Consider the following 18,174-nt stretch of genomic DNA (forward strand, 5'->3'; position numbering starts at 1 on the left):
CCTCGCAATGCTCCCACATAGTAGTCAGGGATTATTCACCCTGTGTCCATCGACTACGCCCTTCGACCTCGCCTTAGGACCCGACTAACCCTCCGTGGACGAACCTGGCGGAGGAACCCTTAGGGTTTCGGGGCATTGGATTCTCACCAATGTTTGCGCTACTCAAGCCGACATTCTCACTTCCGTTTCGTCCACAGCTGCTCGCCGCTACTGCTTCTACCTAATACGGAACGCTCCCCTACCGATTAATACTAGATTAATCCCACAGCTTCGGTACATCACTTAGCCCCGTTCATTTTCGGCGCAGGATCGCTTGACTAGTGAGCTATTACGCACTCTTTTAAGGTTGGCTGCTTCTAGGCAAACCTCCTAGTTGTCTATGCAATCCCACCTCCTTTATCACTTAGTGATGATTTGGGGACCTTAGCTGGTGGTCTGGGCTGTTTCCCTCTTGACAATGAAGCTTATCCCCCACTGTCTCACTGGCAATGTGTTCTCTGGGTATTCTGAGTTTGTCTCGATTTGGTACCGGTCTCCCAGCCCGCACCGAAACAGTGCTTTACCCCCCAGATTTAATCATTACCGCTGCGCCTAAACACATTTCGGGGAGAACCAGCTAGCTCCTGGTTCGATTGGCATTTCACCCCTAACCACAGCTCATCCGCTGATTTTTCAACATCAGTCGGTTCGGACCTCCACTTGGTGTTACCCAAGCTTCATCCTGGCCATGGTTAGATCACCAGGGTTCGGGTCTATAAACACTGATTGAGCGCCCTTTTCAGACTCGGTTTCCCTTTGGCTCCGGCATTCTCGCCTTAACCTACCAGTGCCTATAAGTCGCCGGCTCATTCTTCAACAGGCACGCGGTCAGACGTTCAATCGTCCTCCCACTGCTTGTAAGCTTACGGTTTCATGTTCTATTTCACTCCCCTTCCGGGGTTCTTTTCACCTTTCCCTCGCGGTACTGGTTCACTATCGGTCACACAGTAGTATTTAGCCTTACGAGATGGTCCTCGCTGATTCACATGGGATTCCTCGTGCCCCATGCTACTCGGGATTCAGCTACTATCCTTGAGTTTTCGACTACAGGACTTTCACCTTCTTTGGTGCAGTATTTAGCTGCTTCGTCTAACCGCCAGATTCGATATCGCTGTCCCACTACCCCAAAGGATAAATCTTTTGGTTTAGGCTTTTCCCCTTTCGCTCACCACTACTCAGGGAATCTCTTTTGATTTCTCTTCCTCCAGCTACTAAGATGTTTCAGTTCGCTGGGTTGGCTCTTTCCTGTCTATATATTCAACAGGTAGTATTTAGGGTTGCCCCATTCGGAAACCTCCGGCTCAATGTTTGCTTCCAACTCCCCGGAGTATATCGTCGGTAACCACGTCCTTCTTCGCCTCTGTGTGCCTAGGTATCCACCGTAAGCCCTTATTAGCTTGACCACATTTACATTGGTGTTTCTGCAAACTTTTTTTCGTTCTGTTTACTTCCTTCTAGGCACTGATTTCACTCAGCACTCAGTCAAGAAGCAATCAGGACTCTAATCCGTCTGCCTGCTTTTTTTTCGCGTTACTATGCAGTTTTCAAGGTTCTGGCTGGATTATCACCCAGCAGTTCGATTGTATGAAGCAATCAATTGCTGAATATTCTCCGATCTGTTATTTTATCACACTGTGCTAATGACCACAAGAGTTATTATATCTATTTTTTGTCTGATCTGACAATCAACGATATGATTTTTTTGCGATTTTTACACAAGGTGGAGATTAGCGGACTCGAACCGCTGACATCCTGCTTGCAAAGCAGGCGCTCTACCAACTGAGCTAAACCCCCATCAGTCAGTTATCAGGTATCAGTTACCAGTTATCAGCTTTTTACTGACTACTGTTGACTGTTGACTGTTAACTGATTTCAGGTGGGCCATCCTGGACTCGAACCAGGGACCTCACCCTTATCAGGGGTGCGCTCTAACCACCTGAGCTAATAGCCCATTATCCGAACCAAATCTATAGTTTGAGAGCTTCAACAAATATTCGCGACCGACCTAGGAATGACCAACTCAGTATCTAATTGCGATTTGCTTTCGATGTTTGAGTGGACTCGGTCTCCCTAAAAGGAGGTGATCCAGCCACACCTTCCGGTACGGCTACCTTGTTACGACTTCACCCCAGTCACCAGTCCTGCCTTCGGCATCCCCCTCTGCGAACAGTTGGGGTAACGACTTCGGGCGTGACCAGCTTCCATGGTGTGACGGGCGGTGTGTACAAGGCCCGGGAACGAATTCACTGCAGTATGCTGACCTGCAATTACTAGCGATTCCGACTTCACGCAGGCGAGTTGCAGCCTGCGATCTGAACTGAGCTACGGTTTTGTGAGATTTGCATCACATTGCTGTGTAGCTGCCCTTTGTCCGTAGCATTGTAGTACGTGTGTAGCCCAAGACGTAAGGGGCATGCTGACTTGACGTCATCCCCACCTTCCTCCGGTTTGTCACCGGCAGTCTCTCTAGAGTGCCCAACTTAATGCTGGCAACTAAAAACGAGGGTTGCGCTCGTTGCGGGACTTAACCCAACATCTCACGACACGAGCTGACGACAGCCATGCACCACCTGTGTTCGCGCTCCCGAAGGCACTCTCTCCTTTCAGAGAGATTCGCGACATGTCAAGTCTTGGTAAGGTTCTTCGCGTTGCATCGAATTAAACCACATACTCCACCGCTTGTGCGGGCCCCCGTCAATTCCTTTGAGTTTCACACTTGCGTGCGTACTCCCCAGGCGGGATACTTAACGCGTTAGCTCCGGCACGGCTCGGGTCGATACGAGCCACGCCTAGTATCCATCGTTTACGGCTAGGACTACTGGGGTATCTAATCCCATTCGCTCCCCTAGCTTTCGTCCCTCAGTGTCAGTTGCGGCCTAGTAGAGCGCCTTCGCCACTGGTGTTCTTCCTGATATCTACGCATTTCACCGCTACACCAGGAATTCCCTCTACCCCGAACGCACTCTAGCCTTGTAGTTTCCACTGCTTTTACCTAGTTAAGCTAGGTTCTTTAACAGCAGACTTACATAGCCACCTGCGGACCCTTTACGCCCAATCATTCCGGATAACGCTTGCATCCTCCGTATTACCGCGGCTGCTGGCACGGAGTTAGCCGATGCTTATTCCTCAGGTACCGTCATTTTTTTCTTCCCTGAGAAAAGAGGTTTACAACCCAAGAGCCTTCCTCCCTCACGCGGTATTGCTCCGTCAGGCTTTCGCCCATTGCGGAAAATTCCCCACTGCTGCCTCCCGTAGGAGTCTGGGCCGTGTCTCAGTCCCAGTGTGGCTGATCATCCTCTCAGACCAGCTACTGATCGTCGCCTAGGTGCGCTTTTACCACACCTACTAGCTAATCAGACGCGAGCTCATCTTCAGGCAGCAAGCCTTTCACCTCTCGGCATATCCGGTATTAGCCACAGTTTCCCGTGGTTGTCCCCGACCTGAAGCTAGATTCTCACGCGTTACTCACCCGTCCGCCACTATCTCCGAAGAGACCGTTCGACTTGCATGTGTTAAGCATACCGCCAGCGTTCATCCTGAGCCAGGATCAAACTCTCCGTTTTGGTTTGTTTGTTTTAGCTCTTTCTTGACTACTGTTTTTTAACTTTAGTCTCGTTATTTTATTGACTTGACGCGCAATATTTGCTGTATAATTGCTTTCAAACTATAATATTTTCAAGGTTCGGTGTGACTTCAAAACGCCGCTCTTTGGCGCTCGTCTCTCAGGCACTTATCTAATATAACGAGCGCTCCTATCTTTGTCAACTCTTTTTTCAATTTATTTGGAATTTATTTTTTCATGCCTCTAGAAGCCTTATGGGGTAGGGATTTTAGGCTATAGTATTCTTGGAAATTAAAAAGATAGTAATTAAATCGTGAGCAAATTTGGTGTTTTGCCGCCTTGGGTAGTTCTAGATCCTTTACTGCGTGGCTGGTTGCTGGAAGATATTGGTCGGGGCGATCGCACTACAAATAGCCTATTATCGGAAGATGTGACAGCAGGAACAGCTAAATGGGTGGCTAAAGCACCAGGGATAATTGCTGGCTTACCTGTTGCAGCTAGGGTGTTTGAGCTTTTAAATGAGAAAGTTAGTTTTGAGGCTGTTGTGGCTGACGGTACAAGATGTGAGCCGGGACAGGTAATTGCAGAAATTCATGGTTCCCTCGATGCGCTGCTGATGGGGGAACGGGTGGCGCTGAATTTGGCTATGGGTTTGAGTGGAATTTCTACGCTCACACATATATATGTAGAGCAAATAGCGGATTTACCTGCTCAGTTGGTGGATACGCGCAAGACTACGCCAGGGCTTAGACTGTTGGAGAAGTACGCGACGGCTGTAGGTGGGGCGATGAATCACCGGATGGGTTTGGATGATGCGGTGATGATTAAGGATAATCATATTGCTGCGGCTGGTGGTATTGCAGAAGCTATTACCCGGATTCGTTCTCGGATTCCTTTTCCTCTGACTATTGAGGTGGAGACGGAAAGTTTGGAGCAGGTGAAGGCAGCTTTAGAGCATAAAGCGGATATTATTATGTTGGATAATATGCCTGTGGATATGATGCGTCAGGCTGTGGAGTTGATTCGTCAGCAGGATGCTAGGGTGAAGATTGAGGCTTCGGGAAATGTGACTTTGGAGACGATTCGCGCTGTGGCTGAGACTGGGGTTGACTATATATCTAGTAGTGCGCCGATTACTCAGTCGAAGTGGTTGGATTTGAGTATGAGGATTATGGTTTAAAGGATATACAGCATATTTCATTTGGGTGAAGTACACTAAGGCGGGCAAGATGCCCACCCCACAAGAGTTTTAACATAAGAATTTGTACTTCATTTACCTGCAACCTGCTGTATGATGGTTATCGGTCTAATTCTCCTTGCAACACCAAAAATATACTTTACATTTTTTTCTAAAATCTTTGAAGATATTTGAGTTCATAATAAATGGAACGCCTGTATCGCAACAAGCTCGCAGACGTGAAAAGCTCAGGGCTTGGAAAGCTACAGTTAGACAAGAAGCAGAAAAATATTGGCCTTTAGAAGAAAAACCCGCTACTGGGCTAGTTATGCTGAAGGTGACATATTTTTATGATTCTATTGCTATGGATGTAGACAATATAGTTAAGCCTATTCAAGACGCAATCATTGGTCTAGTCTATGTTGATGATGACCAAATAACTGATGTCATAGTAAGAAAGAGGAATTTATCAGGCAATTTTAGAATAGAGAATATAACTCCCATACTGGCAGAAGGCTTGGCACGAGGCAATGAGTTCTTACATATTGTTGTCACAGATGCTCCCGATCAAGAGGTAATTGTCTGATGAATACTCAAACTGAACAACTGGAAAGGGAAAGATTACTCGATTTAGCACAGGAGTATCGTCAAAAAGGTTATCAGGTGATACTTTCACCCAACTCTGAAGAAATCCCTGATTTTTTAAGGGACTACGGATATCGTCCCGACATGATAGTACGTAGAGGTGAGGAAGCGGTTGTGATTGAGGTAAAATCACGTCGTTCTATTATGGGAGGGGGACAATATCTACAAAGATTAGCTCAGGTAATTGAAGAGCATCCTGGTTGGAGATTGGAATTAGTCATGACTAATCCGGATGATGCATTATATTCTGCTAAAGCAGGAGATTCTTTTCTAGCAGATGAGATCAAGTCAAAATTGCAGGTAGCTAGAGAACTGACATCTCATCATCCAGAATCAGCGATGCTTTATACTTGGTCATTGGCTGAAGCAACTCTGAGACTTCTTGCTGAACACGAAGGACTTAGTTTACAGAAACTTGAATCACCTCTTCGTTTGTTGAAGCAATTAACAACTGAGGGCGTAATTTCTCAAACTGACCACCAATTACTCATGGATGCTTTTCCGTTACGTAATGCGATCGCTCATGGTTTCAAAACTACCGAAATCAACCAAAGTTCTGTACTTGAGCTTATTGAAGTCACAGAACAGTTATTAAATTCACTGAATACTACGGAAAGTTTGGTCTAAAGCTATAGCCTCTCACAAAAAGATAACATTTATATATGAACGCTACACAAGAACAACTAAGACTAAAACTTGAGCAGGCTTTGGTGGCTGCTTTTGGCGATGAGTACGCCGGAGTAGATCCGATTTTGGTGACTGCGAGTAATCCTAAATTTGGTGATTATCAGGCGAATGTGGCTTTATCGCTGAGTAAAAGGTTGGGACAGCAACCAAGGGCGATCGCCTCTGCTATTGTTGAGAAACTAGATGTATCTGATTTTTGCGAAACACCAGAGATAGCTGGGCCTGGTTTTATCAATCTTAAGCTCAAAGTTGCATACTTAGAAGCACAACTCAACGCTATTCAGGCAGATTCTAGGCTAGGAGTTCCCAAGACGGAAACGCCAAAACGAGAAATTGTGGATTTCTCTAGTCCGAATATTGCTAAGGAAATGCACGTGGGACATTTGCGTTCTACGATTCTCGGTGATTCTATCGCCCGGATTTTGGAATTTCAGGGACATGATGTGCTGCGGTTAAATCACGTCGGTGATTGGGGTACGCAGTTTGGGATGTTAATTACCTACTTGCGGGAAGTTTACCCAGAAGCCTTAACTACTGCTAATGCTTTAGATATTGGAGATTTAGTCAGTTTCTACCGCAAAGCTAAACAGCGCTTTGATGAAGATGAGGCTTTTCAAGAGACTGCGCGACAGGAAGTTGTGAGATTACAAGCAGGTGCTGAAGATACTCTTCATGCTTGGAAACTTTTATGCGAACAGTCTCGGCGCGAGTTTCAGATAATTTATGATTTGCTGGATGTGCAAGTAATTGAACGGGGAGAATCTTTCTATAATCCTCTACTTCCCTCCGTGGTGGAAGATTTGGCAAAATCTGGGTTACTGGTGGAGAATCAAGGCGCTCAGGTGGTTTTCCTGGAAGGTTTTACTAACAGGGAAGGTGAACCTATGCCTTTGATTGTGCAGAAATCTGATGGTGGTTATAACTACGCGACTACAGATTTAGCAGCTTTGCGTTATCGGATTCAGCAAGATGAAGCTAAACGGATAATTTATGTAACGGATTCTGGACAAAGTAACCATTTTGCTCAATTTTTCCAAGTCGCACGCAAGGCGGGATGGGTTCGTAATGATGTGGAACTGGTTCATGTTCCTTTTGGTTTGGTATTAGGGGAAGATGGGAAAAAATTTAAAACTCGTTCTGGTGATACTGTCAGGTTGCGGGATTTATTAGATGAGGCTGTGATTCGCGCCCGTGCAGATTTAGAAGCTAGATTAAAAGAGGAAGAACGGGAAGAGACTGAACAATTTATTAGTGAAGTTGCTGAGATAGTTGGTATCAGTGCGGTTAAATATGCTGATTTGAGTCAGAACCGTACCAGTGATTATATTTTCAGCTACGATAAAATGCTGGATCTGAAGGGGAATACTGCACCCTATATGCTTTACGCTTATGCACGGATTCAGGGAATTAGCCGCAAGGGTGGGATTAATTTTGCTGAGTTGGGTGAGAATGTGAAGGTGCTTTTGCAGCATGAGACGGAGTTGGCTTTGGCTAAGTATTTACTGCAATTGGATGGGGTGATTAGTAGTGTTGAGCAGGAGTTGCTACCTAATCGTTTATGTGAATATTTGTATGAGTTGAGTAAGAAGTTTAATCAGTTTTATGATCGGAATCAGGGGGTACGGGTGCTTGAGGCTGAGGAACCTTTACGGACTTCTCGCTTGGTTTTGTGTGATTTGACTGCTAGAACTTTGCGGTTGGGTTTGGATTTGCTGGGGATTCGGGTTTTGGAGAGGATGTAGGAGGAGAAGATTTTTAACGCAAAGGGGCGCGGAGGTAACGCAGAGGTACGCGGAGAGTTTTTGGCTGGGTTTCGATGGGGGTGACGTTTGCTTTTATTATGGGTAGTAATACTAATCTCTATGTGCGATCGCTATGACTGATAAGGAAATTAAACAGTTAATGGAGAGTAATGCTAAAACTGTTCAGGCGATGTTGGATGAAATTGCTGATGCTCGTCAGGAACGACAAGAGTTGCGGGAGGGTATGGTACAACTCCAAAATGCTGTGGCGCGGTTGACTCATGTACAGGAGTCGATCGCTAATTTGTTGGTTTCTTTGGATGGCGATCGCCCCACTATTTTGAAGAAACTCTCGGCTATTGAGTATAAGCTGGATCAGCTATTGCCAGAAGAATTAAAAAATGAAGCTGAATAAATTAGCCTCACAGTGGTTAGTGAGGAAATAAATTAAGTTTCAATTAAAACTGTCACAGATGCGACTGCTATCAACATTTCATCATTTTTGTCGTTGAGTGAGGCGATCGCTTTTCCTTGTACTACCATTCCCCCAGATTCTACGGTTAAAGTTTTCCGCCCAAAGGGTAGTACGGCTAAGACTTCTTCTTCTTTGACTTGTTCGGGATAAGGAACGGCTACCTGTACTTCTACAATCATTTCGTTGGGATCGTTCAAACCTGCAACTTCCCACACACCGGGTAAGGCGTTGTGTGCGATCGCATTACGCACGGCTCTTGCTGCTGCTACGGTGGGTTCTTGTCCATGCTGGTCTATTCCCATACCCATCTCAATAATCAAGCGTTTACGCGCCACAGCTACCTCCTGAATATATTCCACTTTTCACTGTATCGCTCAACAGGGCTACAAGTTTTAATTTAGTCTGATTACATTTGTTCTTCTTCTTCGTAGAACCAAATTTCTGCCAACAAACTTAAGCCAATGAGCTTTTAGATAAATTTTTCTAATATTTTTTCTTAAAATAATTTTTCAATGGTTTATACTTCATGAATACTAGACACAACAACATAAAATTTACTTAAATATGGCAAAAAAATATACCTACAAATTACTTTCGCTAATCAGAGGAAAAGGAATCGTTTTGACCGCAGCAGTTTTGACTAATATTCTTACCTTTGTGCTTACCTCGTTTTATACAGATGTGCAGAATGCACCTAAAGATGGTATTCAAAAATTATCATATGAAGTAATAAAGATACCTGTGCTTAATTCAAAAGCCGAAATTTCAAATGAAAACTTAAATTTAATAGTCATAAATAATTCCGCACAAACACCTTTAAAATCACTTAGTCAGTTAAAATTCTCTTTGTATAACTACTCTGATAAGGATTTCACTAATCTAGAACTTAATCTAAAATTATCTTCTAAATCTAATAAATCATTAAATATTCTAACAGAAAAAATCTCAAATGACATAAAATCAAATATTATCAAAAACTCAAATGAAGCAGAGTTGAGCCTTTCAAATATAAAAAATTACAAATATAAAATAAAATATGTTAATCGTGCTGAGAGGGAAACAAAAGAAAGGAATTTTAAACCAGCATTTCAAATTGTTTATACGATTGCAGATGAGGAATTAGATAATATTAATTTAGACCCAAAAATATTGGCTTCAGGTGTAAGTTTAAACGAACATAATTCTGAACGCAGAAACAAATATTTAAGTAAATATCTGTTAGCGAACCAAGATTATATTGGTTATTTTTATGAAAAGTTTTTATTTTTATTCATATTACTTTTCGGATTCTTTACATTTATATTGTATATGTGGATTGGATATGACTTGTGGCAAGGAATAAAAGCAGAAAAACAATATATTAATGACATTAAAAAACAAATTTCATCAAAAGAACAAGAGTTTAATCAAGTGAAAAATAAAACTATAATACACTTGAAAGAAAACGCTATGACAGCTCAAGAAGTAGTCAATTTGATTTTACCAATTCATCAAACAATTGTTAATAATAAATTGGATGAATATTTTTCTCAGGCTTTAATAGAAAAATTAAATGAACCGGGAGAATTAGATGAATTTAAGCATATGGAATCTTTAGATATGGCCAAATATTTATTTAAAATATTGAAAATAAATAAACAGTATATTTTAAGGCTGATTGGGGATAAAAAAATCTGAGTTAAAGAAATTAAAACAGAGACAAAAAAGAGGCGCGGACTTTCATAACGAGTAATTTCGCCGTACTCTAACTGGTGACTAATTGTGGAGTTATTTTTATCACGGTAATAGAAATAGTACTTAATTTTCAGGCAAACGATCCAGCTTAAAAGCTCTACGCTAAAATAGGGGCATTGGGGTAAAAATCTCTGCGAATAGTTTCAAGAAATGAACAATTTTTACCCAATTCAGTCACAATGTCTCAAGAGCATAACGAATCAATCCAAATTCAGCAGATAGTTAGTCTGAAACCAAAACATTTTGCTGATTTAATTAGAGCAGCTCAGTTAATTTTTGACCCGGCTGCGGGAGTTACAATTAGACAGATAGAGGTTAACTGGCAAGATTTTGGTATTCCTAAAGATGTAGAACAAAATCTGAAAGACTTGGGTTTGCATTATCAATATGCTTCTCCCCATATTCCTGGTGATGTTATTTGGAGTCAATTAACTCCGGAAACTAGAATTTGGTTTCTTAATAATAAAGATGATTTATGGCGGTTTGAGGAGGCTTTTCCGGCGCTGGATGAAGACTAGATCCGCAAGACGGAAGTCAAAAGTTAAGAGACAGTTTAACTACTGTGGTGGCGTGATCGAGTTCAAATAGTGCATTAATTTACAGCGATTTTCAGCTAAGTGAACCACATCTTTATATCTCACGCAAAGGCGCAAAGGCGCAAAGGAAGAAATAAATACAGATATCAGCTTGTGGTCTAAATACATGAAAACTGCTGTAAATGCAATTAACCGCCAATAGACAGTTTTTGTTGATGCACTAGGTTAGTCTGATCACGCCAAGAATCAATTTAGGCTTCGCAGTTCAACTCGCCAGCTTTTTGGCTAAAGCGGTGATTTTCGCGGTAGTCTACGGGACAATCTATAACAGCAGGTACGTCTTGGGCAAGGGCTTCTTTAAGTATGGGGATTAAATCTGTCGCAGATTCTACTCTGTAACCTTTTAAACCCATGCTTTCGGCTAGTTTGACAAAATCAGGATTACCAAAATGGACAAAGGATGAGTTACCTTTACCAAATTGATTTTCTTGTTTCCACTCAATTAACCCATAGCCACCATCGTTAAATATTAAGGTGACAAAGGGAGTACCAACACGCAAGGCTGTTTCTAATTCCTGACAATTCATCATAAAACCACCGTCGCCAGTTGCTGCTACAACTTTACGGTGAGGAGAAACCAGTTTTGCTGCTAAAGCACCAGGAATTGCAATCCCCATTGCAGCGAAGCCGTTAGAAATTAAGCAAGTGTTGGGACTATGACTGTGATAATGTCTAGCAATCCACATTTTATGTGCGCCAACATCAGAAATTACAATATCATCTGGCCCCATTACTTGCCGTAAATCATAAATTAATTTTTGCGGTTTAATGGGAAATCCATCATCGTTAGCATACTGTTCGTAATCAGCACGGATATTTGCCCTTAAGCTGATAGCATAGGGATTGGGTTTACTCTGTCTATCTGCCAATTTTAAAATTTCATTCAGGGAATCGGAAATATCTCCCAGGACTTCCACATTAGGAATATAGCTGCTGTCAATTTCCGCCGAAGTTGCTGCAATATGAATAATCGGAATATTGCCTTCAGGATTCCATTTTTTCGGGGAAAATTCGATTAAATCATAACCAATAGCAATTACCAAATCTGCATGATCAAAACCACAGGTAATAAAATCTCGTTGCTGTAATCCTACTGACCATAAAGCCAAGGGATGAGTATAAGGAATCACGCCTTTACCCATGAATGTATTCGCCACAGGCATATTCATTTGGGTGGCAAATTGCGTAACTGCATCACTAGCATGAGCGCGAATTGCACCATTGCCTACTAAAATAATGGGGTTAACGGCTTGAGAAATGGCAGCCGCAGCTGCGCGAATACAAGCAAAGGAAGCATAGCTTTTTTCGATGTTATCTTTTCGCAATGGCTTACCTTCTACAGGCATAGCAGCAATATTTTCTGGTAAGTCGATGTGGACTGCACCGGGTTTTTCGGTTTGCGATCGCTTGAAGGCTTTGCGGACTACTTCTGGTGTAATACTAGGGCGAACAATTTGTTTATTCCACTTAGTAACTGGAGCAAACATTGCCACCAAATCCAAATATTGATGGGATTCGATGTGCATTCTATCTGTTCCCACTTGACCAGTAATCGCTACTAAGGGCGCACCATCTAGGTTAGCATCTGCAACTCCAGTCATTAAGTTTGTTGCCCCAGGGCCAAGAGTAGAAAGACATACTCCAGCTTTTCCAGTTAAACGTCCGTAGACATCCGCCATGAATGCTGCGCCCTGTTCATGACGCGTAGTAATAAATTTAATGGAAGAATGTTTCAGTGCTTCTAAAACGTGCAGGTTCTCTTCACCAGGAAGACCAAAAACATATTGCACCCCTTCATTTTCCAGACACTGCACCAACAATTCAGCTGTATTCATTTTATTTCCTCACTGGTTATAAATCAGGGTGATAGTGGGTTACGGCGCAAGTAATTTTTTTCGTGTTTTATAAAGGCCATAAATCAGGGCGATGGTGGGTTACGGCGCAAGTAATTTTTTTCGTGTTTTACACAGTTTTTTAGCCGCCTAACCCACCCTACTGCACCCAGACGGTTTTGAGATTGACGAACTCATGTATGCCTTGAATACTCAATTCTCTGCCGTATCCAGAACGCTTAATGCCACCAAAGGGTAAGCGGGGGTCGGATTTAACCATGCTGTTGATAAATACAGCACCTGCTGCAATTTCGGTAATCAGGCGATCGCGTTCTTGGTCGTTATTTGTCCAAGCGCTTGCACCTAAGCCAAAAGGTGTAGCATTAGCTAATTGAATTGCTGCATTAATATCGGGTACACGGAATAATAATGCTACTGGACCAAAAAATTCTTCCTGTGCGATCGCACTATCTAGGGGAATATCTGTAATAATCGTCGGCGGGTAAAAGTTACCGGGACGATCTGCTAAAGGATGTCCGCCAGTGAGGACTTTACCGCCACTTTTAACGGCTGTTTGCACTTGTTGGTGTAAATCTTGGAGAAGATCAGGGGTGGCTAGTGGCCCTAAATCAGTATCTGGTTGCATGGGATCACCCACTTTCAGCGCCAGAAATTTATCTAAAAGTAGCTTTTCAAATTTAGGTGCGATCGCCTCTGCAATAATAAACCGTTTCGCTGCTATACATGATTGCCCATTATTCAACATGCGGGCGGAAGTAGCTGTAGCAACTGCTGTCTCTAAATCAGCACTTTCTAAAACAATAAACGGGTCACTCCCTCCCAATTCCAAAACAGTTTTTTTAATTTGTTTACCAGCAACAGAGGCGAGGGATGCACCGGCGGGTTCGCTTCCGGTTAAGGTAGCCGCTTTTACCCGGTCATCTGCCATAATATCGGCAACTTTAGCCGCACCGATTAATAGTGTTTGAAAAGCGCCTTCAGGAAAACCAGCCCGGTGAATAATATCTGCAATTGCTAAGGCGCACTGCGGCACATTGGAAGCGTGTTTAAGTAAGCCGACATTGCCCGCCATCAGCGTTGGGGCGGCAAAACGAAAAACTTGCCAAAAAGGGAAATTCCACGGCATGACAGCCAAAATTACGCCCATTGGGTCATAGCGCACAAAGCTATGGCTAGCATCGGTTTTGATGGCGACATCAGCCAGGAAACTTGGCGCGTGTTCGGCGTAATAGTTACAAACGAGGGCGCATTTTTCTACTTCTGCGATCGCTGCTTTATAAGTTTTACCCATTTCCAGGGTCATTATTTTCGCAAAATCGGCTTTTTCTTGCTGTAAAATTATTGCAGCTTTTTCTAGCCATTGCGATCGCTCAGAAAAACTCGTCTTGCGGTACTGTTCAAAAGTCTGACCAGCCAAATCCAGTTTAGAGGCAATCTCTGAATCCTTGAGAGGCTCAAAGACTTTGATTGTCTGCCCAGTGGCGGGATTAATGGTGGCGATAGCCATTGCCTGACCTCCCGTTAATTTGAAAATTTATTCCCCAAAAGGGAAATAGCTTGAGGTAGCTTCCTAGTGTTACACAGATCAATTGCGGAAGCTATACCCAAATTTTAGCCTTTTGCTCAAGCTTAAATTTATTACACTTAAAAACTATAATTATTTTTATATTTAAATATACTTTATTAATAAGTAAATTTTCTTAGATTAAACACACTACAAAAGTGTGCCTTGGTCTCTTTAGCTTCTCTGGAAAAGGGATAAAACCTGAAAAGCTGTCTTGGCAATAAATGATCATCTCTCAACCTCTTATCACTGGTGAGAGGAGAAACTGTTTTGTCAGAAAAAATTAATAATAACTACTTTAGGACTCACCCACAAAACCTCTCAAACTCTTATTCCTCAGTGTACTCTGTGCCTCTGTGGTATGCGCTGCGCGCACGCTACGCGTTAGCGGAGCTTTCGCTTTAGCGATACGTTTTTCCTAAATATTCTAGGTCGCAGGTGATTACAACATTGAACCTCACCCCCAGCCCCTCTCCTTGGTAAGGAGAAGGGAGATTTTGAGGAGTTAAATAATCTTAGCCGAACGTAAACCAAACAGCAGACCTACGGCTACGCCCATGAAAACTGCCAAAAAGGCAATATAAGCTACGACTCCAAACATTTTTCTTTCTCCACAATACTTGACTAATCTATTGAATCATGGGGAATGGGGAATGGGGAATGGGGCTTTGAGCATGGGAGTAGAAAAATATTGCTTCATCTCCCTGATTTTTCCCATATTCTTCATCGCCCGTAACTCCCCACATTGCGATAGAATACAGCCCACGGGCGCTTATTTGGTTTTGAGCAATGACTTCTGTAATTAATGTAAATCTACCGCAACAGTCTTATGAGATTGCGATCGCCTCTGGCGCTGTGGGAAGCACAATCGCACCTTCGAGCTTAGATCAACTAGGTCAAAAAATGGCTACTCTGAATCTAGGCAAAAAAGTTTTAGTTGTTTCTAACCCCAGTATTTTTAAGCATTACGGCGAAACAGCGATAAACTCTCTCACCTCGGCTGGATTTGAAGTAGCTAGTTACAACCTACCACCTGGGGAACGCTACAAAACCCTCAACTCTATCCAGAAACTTTACGATATTGCTTTAGAAAACCGCCTAGAACGTTCCTCTACAATGGTAGCCTTGGGGGGAGGTGTAATTGGTGATATGACTGGCTTTGCTGCCGCTACCTGGCTAAGAGGCATTAATGTTGTGCAAGTACCTACCACACTATTAGCAATGGTAGATTCAGCAATTGGTGGCAAAACTGGTGTAAATCATCCCCACGGCAAAAATTTAATTGGGGCGTTTCATCAGCCGCGTTTAGTGTTAATTAGCCCAGAAACCCTGAAAACTCTGCCTATGCGTGAATTTCGCGCCGGAATGGCAGAGGTAATTAAATATGGTGTAATTTGGGATGCTGAATTATTTGCCGAGATGGAAGCAAGTAAACACCTGAATCAACTCCGCTATATCAAACCGGAATTTATAGAATACATATTAACGCGTTCTTGTCAAGCAAAAGCCGATGTGGTCGGGAAGGATGAAAAAGAAGGCGGACTACGAGCAATTCTCAATTATGGACACACCATTGGTCACGCCGTGGAAAGCTTAACAGGTTATCGTTTACTCAAACATGGAGAAGCTGTGGCTATTGGCATGGTAGCAGCCGGACAGATTGCTGTAGAACTAGGAATGTGGAAACAGGAAGATACAGAACGGCAAAATGCTTTAATTCAAAAAGCGGGTTTACCAACTCGCCTACCAGAAGGCGTAGATATTGAAGCAATTATTGATGCATTGCAATTAGACAAAAAAGTCAAAGACGGTAAAGTTAGGTTTGTTTTACCCACACAGATGGGTGTGGTGACAGTTACCGATGAAGTACCATCTGAAACTATCCGGCGAGTGTTGCAAAATATGTAATTTGTAACGCGCCTGCGTGGGCGTGATTGTACCCATTGCCGAAAGCGGCCATTGAACCCTTGTAAATTGGCGAAGGTATTGATAAGCAATATCTTTTGAGATTATAAATTTCTGGATTCTAACACGCTGACTTTCTCCACGAGTGTTGCAATTTGAATGCGCTGCTCTCCTAACGCATTGAGTAATAATGATATTTGTATGTTTTGGTCTTTCACAGCTTTAGTTAATACAGCTACAAGATCAACAGGACTGATGTCCGTATTATCACTTAATCAGGACTTACGCAAAATTATGGAAAAACGAACCACGAAGGACACGAAGGACACGAAGTTAAGAAGGTTTCAGAGAGTTCTTGCGTAAGTCCTATTAAATTGTCGCGTAGCCGGGCTACGCCCGCTCCCTATTTGTGCCAGTTGCATCGCTTGTATAATACAAATGTACTTTAATTTAGCGTAGGCGTAGCCCGCCGCAGGCATCGCCTGTGCCAGTTGCGTAAGTCCTAATATTTTATGCTGTCAGCGCCGGAAAACACTATGAATGAGTAATATCACTAAAGTGATACAAATTGTTGCCTTAATCTCATATTATCCCGCAAATATGCCCATTTTAGAGTAGAATCTTGTCAGTTATCTTATATAAAAAATTACTTAAACCCTCAGAGAATGTTTAAAAAGTCTAATTTATTACTAACTTGGCGACTAGAAGTCGCGTCTACACAGACGAAACCCGCCTGCGCGGGTTAATTTGTTATTTAACTGATAACTGACAACTGACAAAACCCATGAATCCTAACCCCATCAACTATCAAGCCATTGAATTATGGCAAACCTTGTCTGATAAAGAGACAACTTCGACATTTCAACAAGCTGCAATCAAGACTTGGAAGTTGCTCCAGCAAGCCGGGAGACTACTTTTTTTAGTGAGTTTGTTGTTTGTGGTGATTGTTGTTTGGTTCTGGAGTGTAGCTTACCGCAGTGGTAAAGACTTTCGTTACAGGCTGGAAACTGCTCAGGTATCACCAGAGAAACTTTTTGCTACAACCCTTGATATTTTGGTGCAACGACCAATTGCATGGTTGGTAAATTGGTCTGAGGTGAAACGTCAGGAATTAATGAGAACTCCAGAAGTAAAAGCACTGTTATCTAAAGACGAAAAATAAAAGTGCGATGCTGTTAAATGAGAGTTACCCTGGAAGTTTTAGAGATAGGGGCGTTATTGTAATTTGGCGATCGCACCTGATAATCAAGACAGTCGCTGTAAGTGCGATCGCCCTTAAATACCGATCAGCTTACCTGCTCAAGCCGTTCTGCAAGCCATATCTTAATAATTGACTGACGGGTGACCCCTAAGCGTTTTGCTTCACGATCTAATGCTTCAATCATCCAGGTGGGGAAATCAACGTTAACTCGTTTCTGCTCAAGTCCAGGCCGTTGGGCTTGGGAAAGGTCTAAAAATTCGGTGATGTCTTCTCCCCGATCAAATTTGACATCAAATTCTGTTGCTTTCATAAATAGCTACCTCTTCTTTTCGGGATCGGCGGATTGAGACAATCCGTACTCTGTTTTCTCGATAGGTGATAATGGCTGACCAGTATTTTTGAGCAATCACTCCGACGATCAAAAACCTGGGTTCATCTTCGGTTCGAGCGGGGATTTCAATTCGTTCGGGATCAGTCCAAAGTTGCTGTGTTGAGGGGGCGACAAAGAAGTTAAAGAGGCTGCTGTATAAGCATCATAGCCATCACCCCCTGCTGATAAAATGCCTGCTTATTGCGAACGGCAGCCATCATTTCCAAGACCAAATCCTGACACCCATTCAGCGAAATTATCCAATTGTATCCGTATAAGCCTATCCAGAAAGCACTATGTCTTTTTCTGTTTCTGTTCAAATCACTTGGACGACAGACATAAGATTGTTGTCTAGAAAATTGTAGTTTTTTGACCTTGTAACCATGCAGAAGTCATTGCTATAGCAATTAATAAAATCAGACGGACAAGCCTATCAGGAGAAGCTTGAGAACCTTCTAGATTATAGCCACCAGTTTTACAGTCTTTAAACATAGCCTCAATCCCAAAACGTTGACCATATATTTTGACAGTCGTTGATACATCTGTCAGATTAGTTGATAAATACCAAGGCTCTTTCTCTTGTTTGCCACGATATTTTCGTTTCCATAAACTGCTAAATTACAA

At 42.7% G+C, this 18,174-nt stretch carries 14 protein-coding genes, 2 tRNA genes, 1 rRNA gene, 2 pseudogenes and 1 other annotated feature (1 of these 20 only partly in view); of the genes and pseudogenes, 9 read left to right on the top strand and 10 right to left on the bottom strand.

Features of this window, described 5'->3' with window-relative positions:
• Window positions 1-1,428 (bottom strand) — a sequence feature (mutual gap in cmsearch alignment for this rRNA model is longer than 100) (it extends 166 nt beyond the left edge of the window).
• A gap of 332 nt (window positions 1,429-1,760) precedes the next feature.
• The 3 genes from NSP_RS16000 to NSP_RS16010 all read right to left on the bottom strand — a co-directional run bounded on the left by NSP_RS16000 (window position 1,761) and on the right by NSP_RS16010 (window position 3,602).
• Window positions 1,761-1,833, bottom strand: a tRNA-Ala gene (locus NSP_RS16000).
• A gap of 83 nt (window positions 1,834-1,916) precedes the next feature.
• Window positions 1,917-1,990: transfer RNA gene (locus NSP_RS16005), tRNA-Ile, on the bottom strand.
• A 122-nt stretch (window positions 1,991-2,112) separates the two neighbouring features.
• A 16S ribosomal RNA gene (locus NSP_RS16010) occupies window positions 2,113-3,602 on the bottom strand.
• A 312-nt stretch (window positions 3,603-3,914) separates the two neighbouring features.
• Here NSP_RS16010 and nadC point away from each other — a divergent pair.
• The 5 genes from nadC to NSP_RS16035 all read left to right on the top strand — a co-directional run bounded on the left by nadC (window position 3,915) and on the right by NSP_RS16035 (window position 8,267).
• Window positions 3,915-4,781, top strand: coding sequence for a carboxylating nicotinate-nucleotide diphosphorylase (nadC, locus tag NSP_RS16015; protein WP_017804231.1), 867 nt, complete (start codon window positions 3,915-3,917; stop codon window positions 4,779-4,781).
• 136 nt (window positions 4,782-4,917) lie between these two features.
• Window positions 4,918-5,364, top strand: a complete 447-nt coding sequence (locus tag NSP_RS24340; RefSeq protein ID WP_017804232.1) for a RusA family crossover junction endodeoxyribonuclease — start codon at window positions 4,918-4,920, stop codon at window positions 5,362-5,364.
• Complete coding sequence (locus NSP_RS16025) at window positions 5,364-6,050, top strand: hypothetical protein (RefSeq protein WP_017804233.1); 687 nt, start codon at window positions 5,364-5,366, stop codon at window positions 6,048-6,050. The genes NSP_RS24340 and NSP_RS16025 overlap by 1 nt, the downstream gene beginning before the upstream one ends.
• A gap of 35 nt (window positions 6,051-6,085) precedes the next feature.
• Window positions 6,086-7,852, top strand: coding sequence for an arginine--tRNA ligase (gene argS, locus NSP_RS16030; RefSeq protein WP_017804234.1), 1,767 nt, complete (start codon window positions 6,086-6,088; stop codon window positions 7,850-7,852).
• Window positions 7,853-7,985: 133 nt separating this feature from the next.
• A complete protein-coding gene (locus NSP_RS16035) occupies window positions 7,986-8,267 on the top strand; it encodes a hypothetical protein (RefSeq protein ID WP_006197462.1) in 282 nt (93 codons plus the stop codon).
• Window positions 8,268-8,299: 32 nt separating this feature from the next.
• Here the strand turns inward: NSP_RS16035 and NSP_RS16040 are convergent, their stop codons facing one another.
• Window positions 8,300-8,662 carry a Lin0512 family protein gene (locus NSP_RS16040; protein WP_107806574.1) on the bottom strand — a complete coding sequence of 121 codons (363 nt, stop codon included), beginning with the start codon at window positions 8,660-8,662 and terminating at the stop codon, window positions 8,300-8,302.
• A gap of 229 nt (window positions 8,663-8,891) precedes the next feature.
• Between NSP_RS16040 and NSP_RS16045 the strand changes: the two genes are divergently transcribed.
• Window positions 8,892-10,004, top strand: coding sequence for a hypothetical protein (locus NSP_RS16045; RefSeq protein WP_006197464.1), 1,113 nt, complete (start codon window positions 8,892-8,894; stop codon window positions 10,002-10,004).
• Between the two features lie 236 nt (window positions 10,005-10,240).
• Entirely contained in the window at window positions 10,241-10,579 is a 339-nt protein-coding gene (locus tag NSP_RS16050; protein ID WP_006197465.1) for a hypothetical protein, read from the top strand.
• Between the two features lie 269 nt (window positions 10,580-10,848).
• Here NSP_RS16050 and NSP_RS16055 read toward each other — a convergent pair whose 3' ends face one another.
• From NSP_RS16055 to petL, 3 genes are all read right to left on the bottom strand, one after another.
• Window positions 10,849-12,492 (bottom strand): acetolactate synthase large subunit, encoded by a 1,644-nt coding sequence (locus tag NSP_RS16055; RefSeq protein WP_006197466.1) that lies wholly within the window; start codon window positions 12,490-12,492, stop codon window positions 10,849-10,851.
• A gap of 157 nt (window positions 12,493-12,649) precedes the next feature.
• Window positions 12,650-14,017 carry an NAD-dependent succinate-semialdehyde dehydrogenase gene (locus NSP_RS16060; RefSeq protein WP_006197467.1) on the bottom strand — a complete coding sequence of 456 codons (1,368 nt, stop codon included), beginning with the start codon at window positions 14,015-14,017 and terminating at the stop codon, window positions 12,650-12,652.
• Between the two features lie 562 nt (window positions 14,018-14,579).
• The gene (petL, locus tag NSP_RS16065) at window positions 14,580-14,675 is read right to left on the bottom strand and encodes a cytochrome b6-f complex subunit PetL (protein ID WP_006197468.1); all 96 of its coding nucleotides are present in this window, start codon (window positions 14,673-14,675) and stop codon (window positions 14,580-14,582) included.
• A gap of 188 nt (window positions 14,676-14,863) precedes the next feature.
• Between petL and aroB the strand changes: the two genes are divergently transcribed.
• Together aroB and NSP_RS16075 are read left to right on the top strand one after the other, a co-directional pair.
• Window positions 14,864-15,982, top strand: coding sequence for a 3-dehydroquinate synthase (aroB, locus tag NSP_RS16070; RefSeq protein WP_006197469.1), 1,119 nt, complete (start codon window positions 14,864-14,866; stop codon window positions 15,980-15,982).
• A 781-nt stretch (window positions 15,983-16,763) separates the two neighbouring features.
• Window positions 16,764-17,141, top strand: a complete 378-nt coding sequence (locus NSP_RS16075) for a hypothetical protein (RefSeq protein ID WP_006197471.1) — start codon at window positions 16,764-16,766, stop codon at window positions 17,139-17,141.
• A 124-nt stretch (window positions 17,142-17,265) separates the two neighbouring features.
• Here the strand turns inward: NSP_RS16075 and brnA are convergent, their stop codons facing one another.
• From brnA to NSP_RS27405, 3 genes and pseudogenes are all read right to left on the bottom strand, one after another.
• Entirely contained in the window at window positions 17,266-17,490 is a 225-nt protein-coding gene (gene brnA / locus NSP_RS16080) for a type II toxin-antitoxin system BrnA family antitoxin (RefSeq protein WP_006197472.1), read from the bottom strand.
• Window positions 17,471-17,659, bottom strand: a pseudogene (locus NSP_RS24350) (BrnT family toxin); the annotation flags it as partial. The gene brnA and the pseudogene NSP_RS24350, both read right to left, overlap by 20 nt.
• A gap of 242 nt (window positions 17,660-17,901) precedes the next feature.
• Window positions 17,902-18,144: pseudogene (locus tag NSP_RS27405) on the bottom strand (IS4 family transposase); the annotation flags it as partial.
• Window positions 18,145-18,174: the final 30 nt, after the last annotated feature.

The organism is Nodularia spumigena CCY9414 (genome assembly GCF_000340565.2).
GTDB classification, from domain to species: domain Bacteria; phylum Cyanobacteriota; class Cyanobacteriia; order Cyanobacteriales; family Nostocaceae; genus Nodularia; species Nodularia spumigena.

Bases quoted from the DNA above. Each gene is read 5' to 3' on its own strand.
- NSP_RS16075 (WP_006197471.1), top strand. From the start codon at position 16,764: ATGAATCCTAACCCCATCAACTATCAAGCCATTGAATTATGGCAAACC.
- aroB (WP_006197469.1), top strand. From the start codon at position 14,864: ATGACTTCTGTAATTAATGTAAATCTACCGCAACAGTCTTATGAGATT.
- NSP_RS16045 (WP_006197464.1), top strand. From the start codon at position 8,892: ATGGCAAAAAAATATACCTACAAATTACTTTCGCTAATCAGAGGAAAA.
- NSP_RS16050 (WP_006197465.1), top strand. From the start codon at position 10,241: ATGTCTCAAGAGCATAACGAATCAATCCAAATTCAGCAGATAGTTAGT.
- NSP_RS16035 (WP_006197462.1), top strand. From the start codon at position 7,986: ATGACTGATAAGGAAATTAAACAGTTAATGGAGAGTAATGCTAAAACT.
- brnA (WP_006197472.1), bottom strand. From the start codon at position 17,490: ATGAAAGCAACAGAATTTGATGTCAAATTTGATCGGGGAGAAGACATC.
- petL (WP_006197468.1), bottom strand. From the start codon at position 14,675: ATGTTTGGAGTCGTAGCTTATATTGCCTTTTTGGCAGTTTTCATGGGC.
- NSP_RS16060 (WP_006197467.1), bottom strand. From the start codon at position 14,017: ATGGCTATCGCCACCATTAATCCCGCCACTGGGCAGACAATCAAAGTC.
- argS (WP_017804234.1), top strand. From the start codon at position 6,086: ATGAACGCTACACAAGAACAACTAAGACTAAAACTTGAGCAGGCTTTG.
- NSP_RS16025 (WP_017804233.1), top strand. From the start codon at position 5,364: ATGAATACTCAAACTGAACAACTGGAAAGGGAAAGATTACTCGATTTA.
- NSP_RS16055 (WP_006197466.1), bottom strand. From the start codon at position 12,492: ATGAATACAGCTGAATTGTTGGTGCAGTGTCTGGAAAATGAAGGGGTG.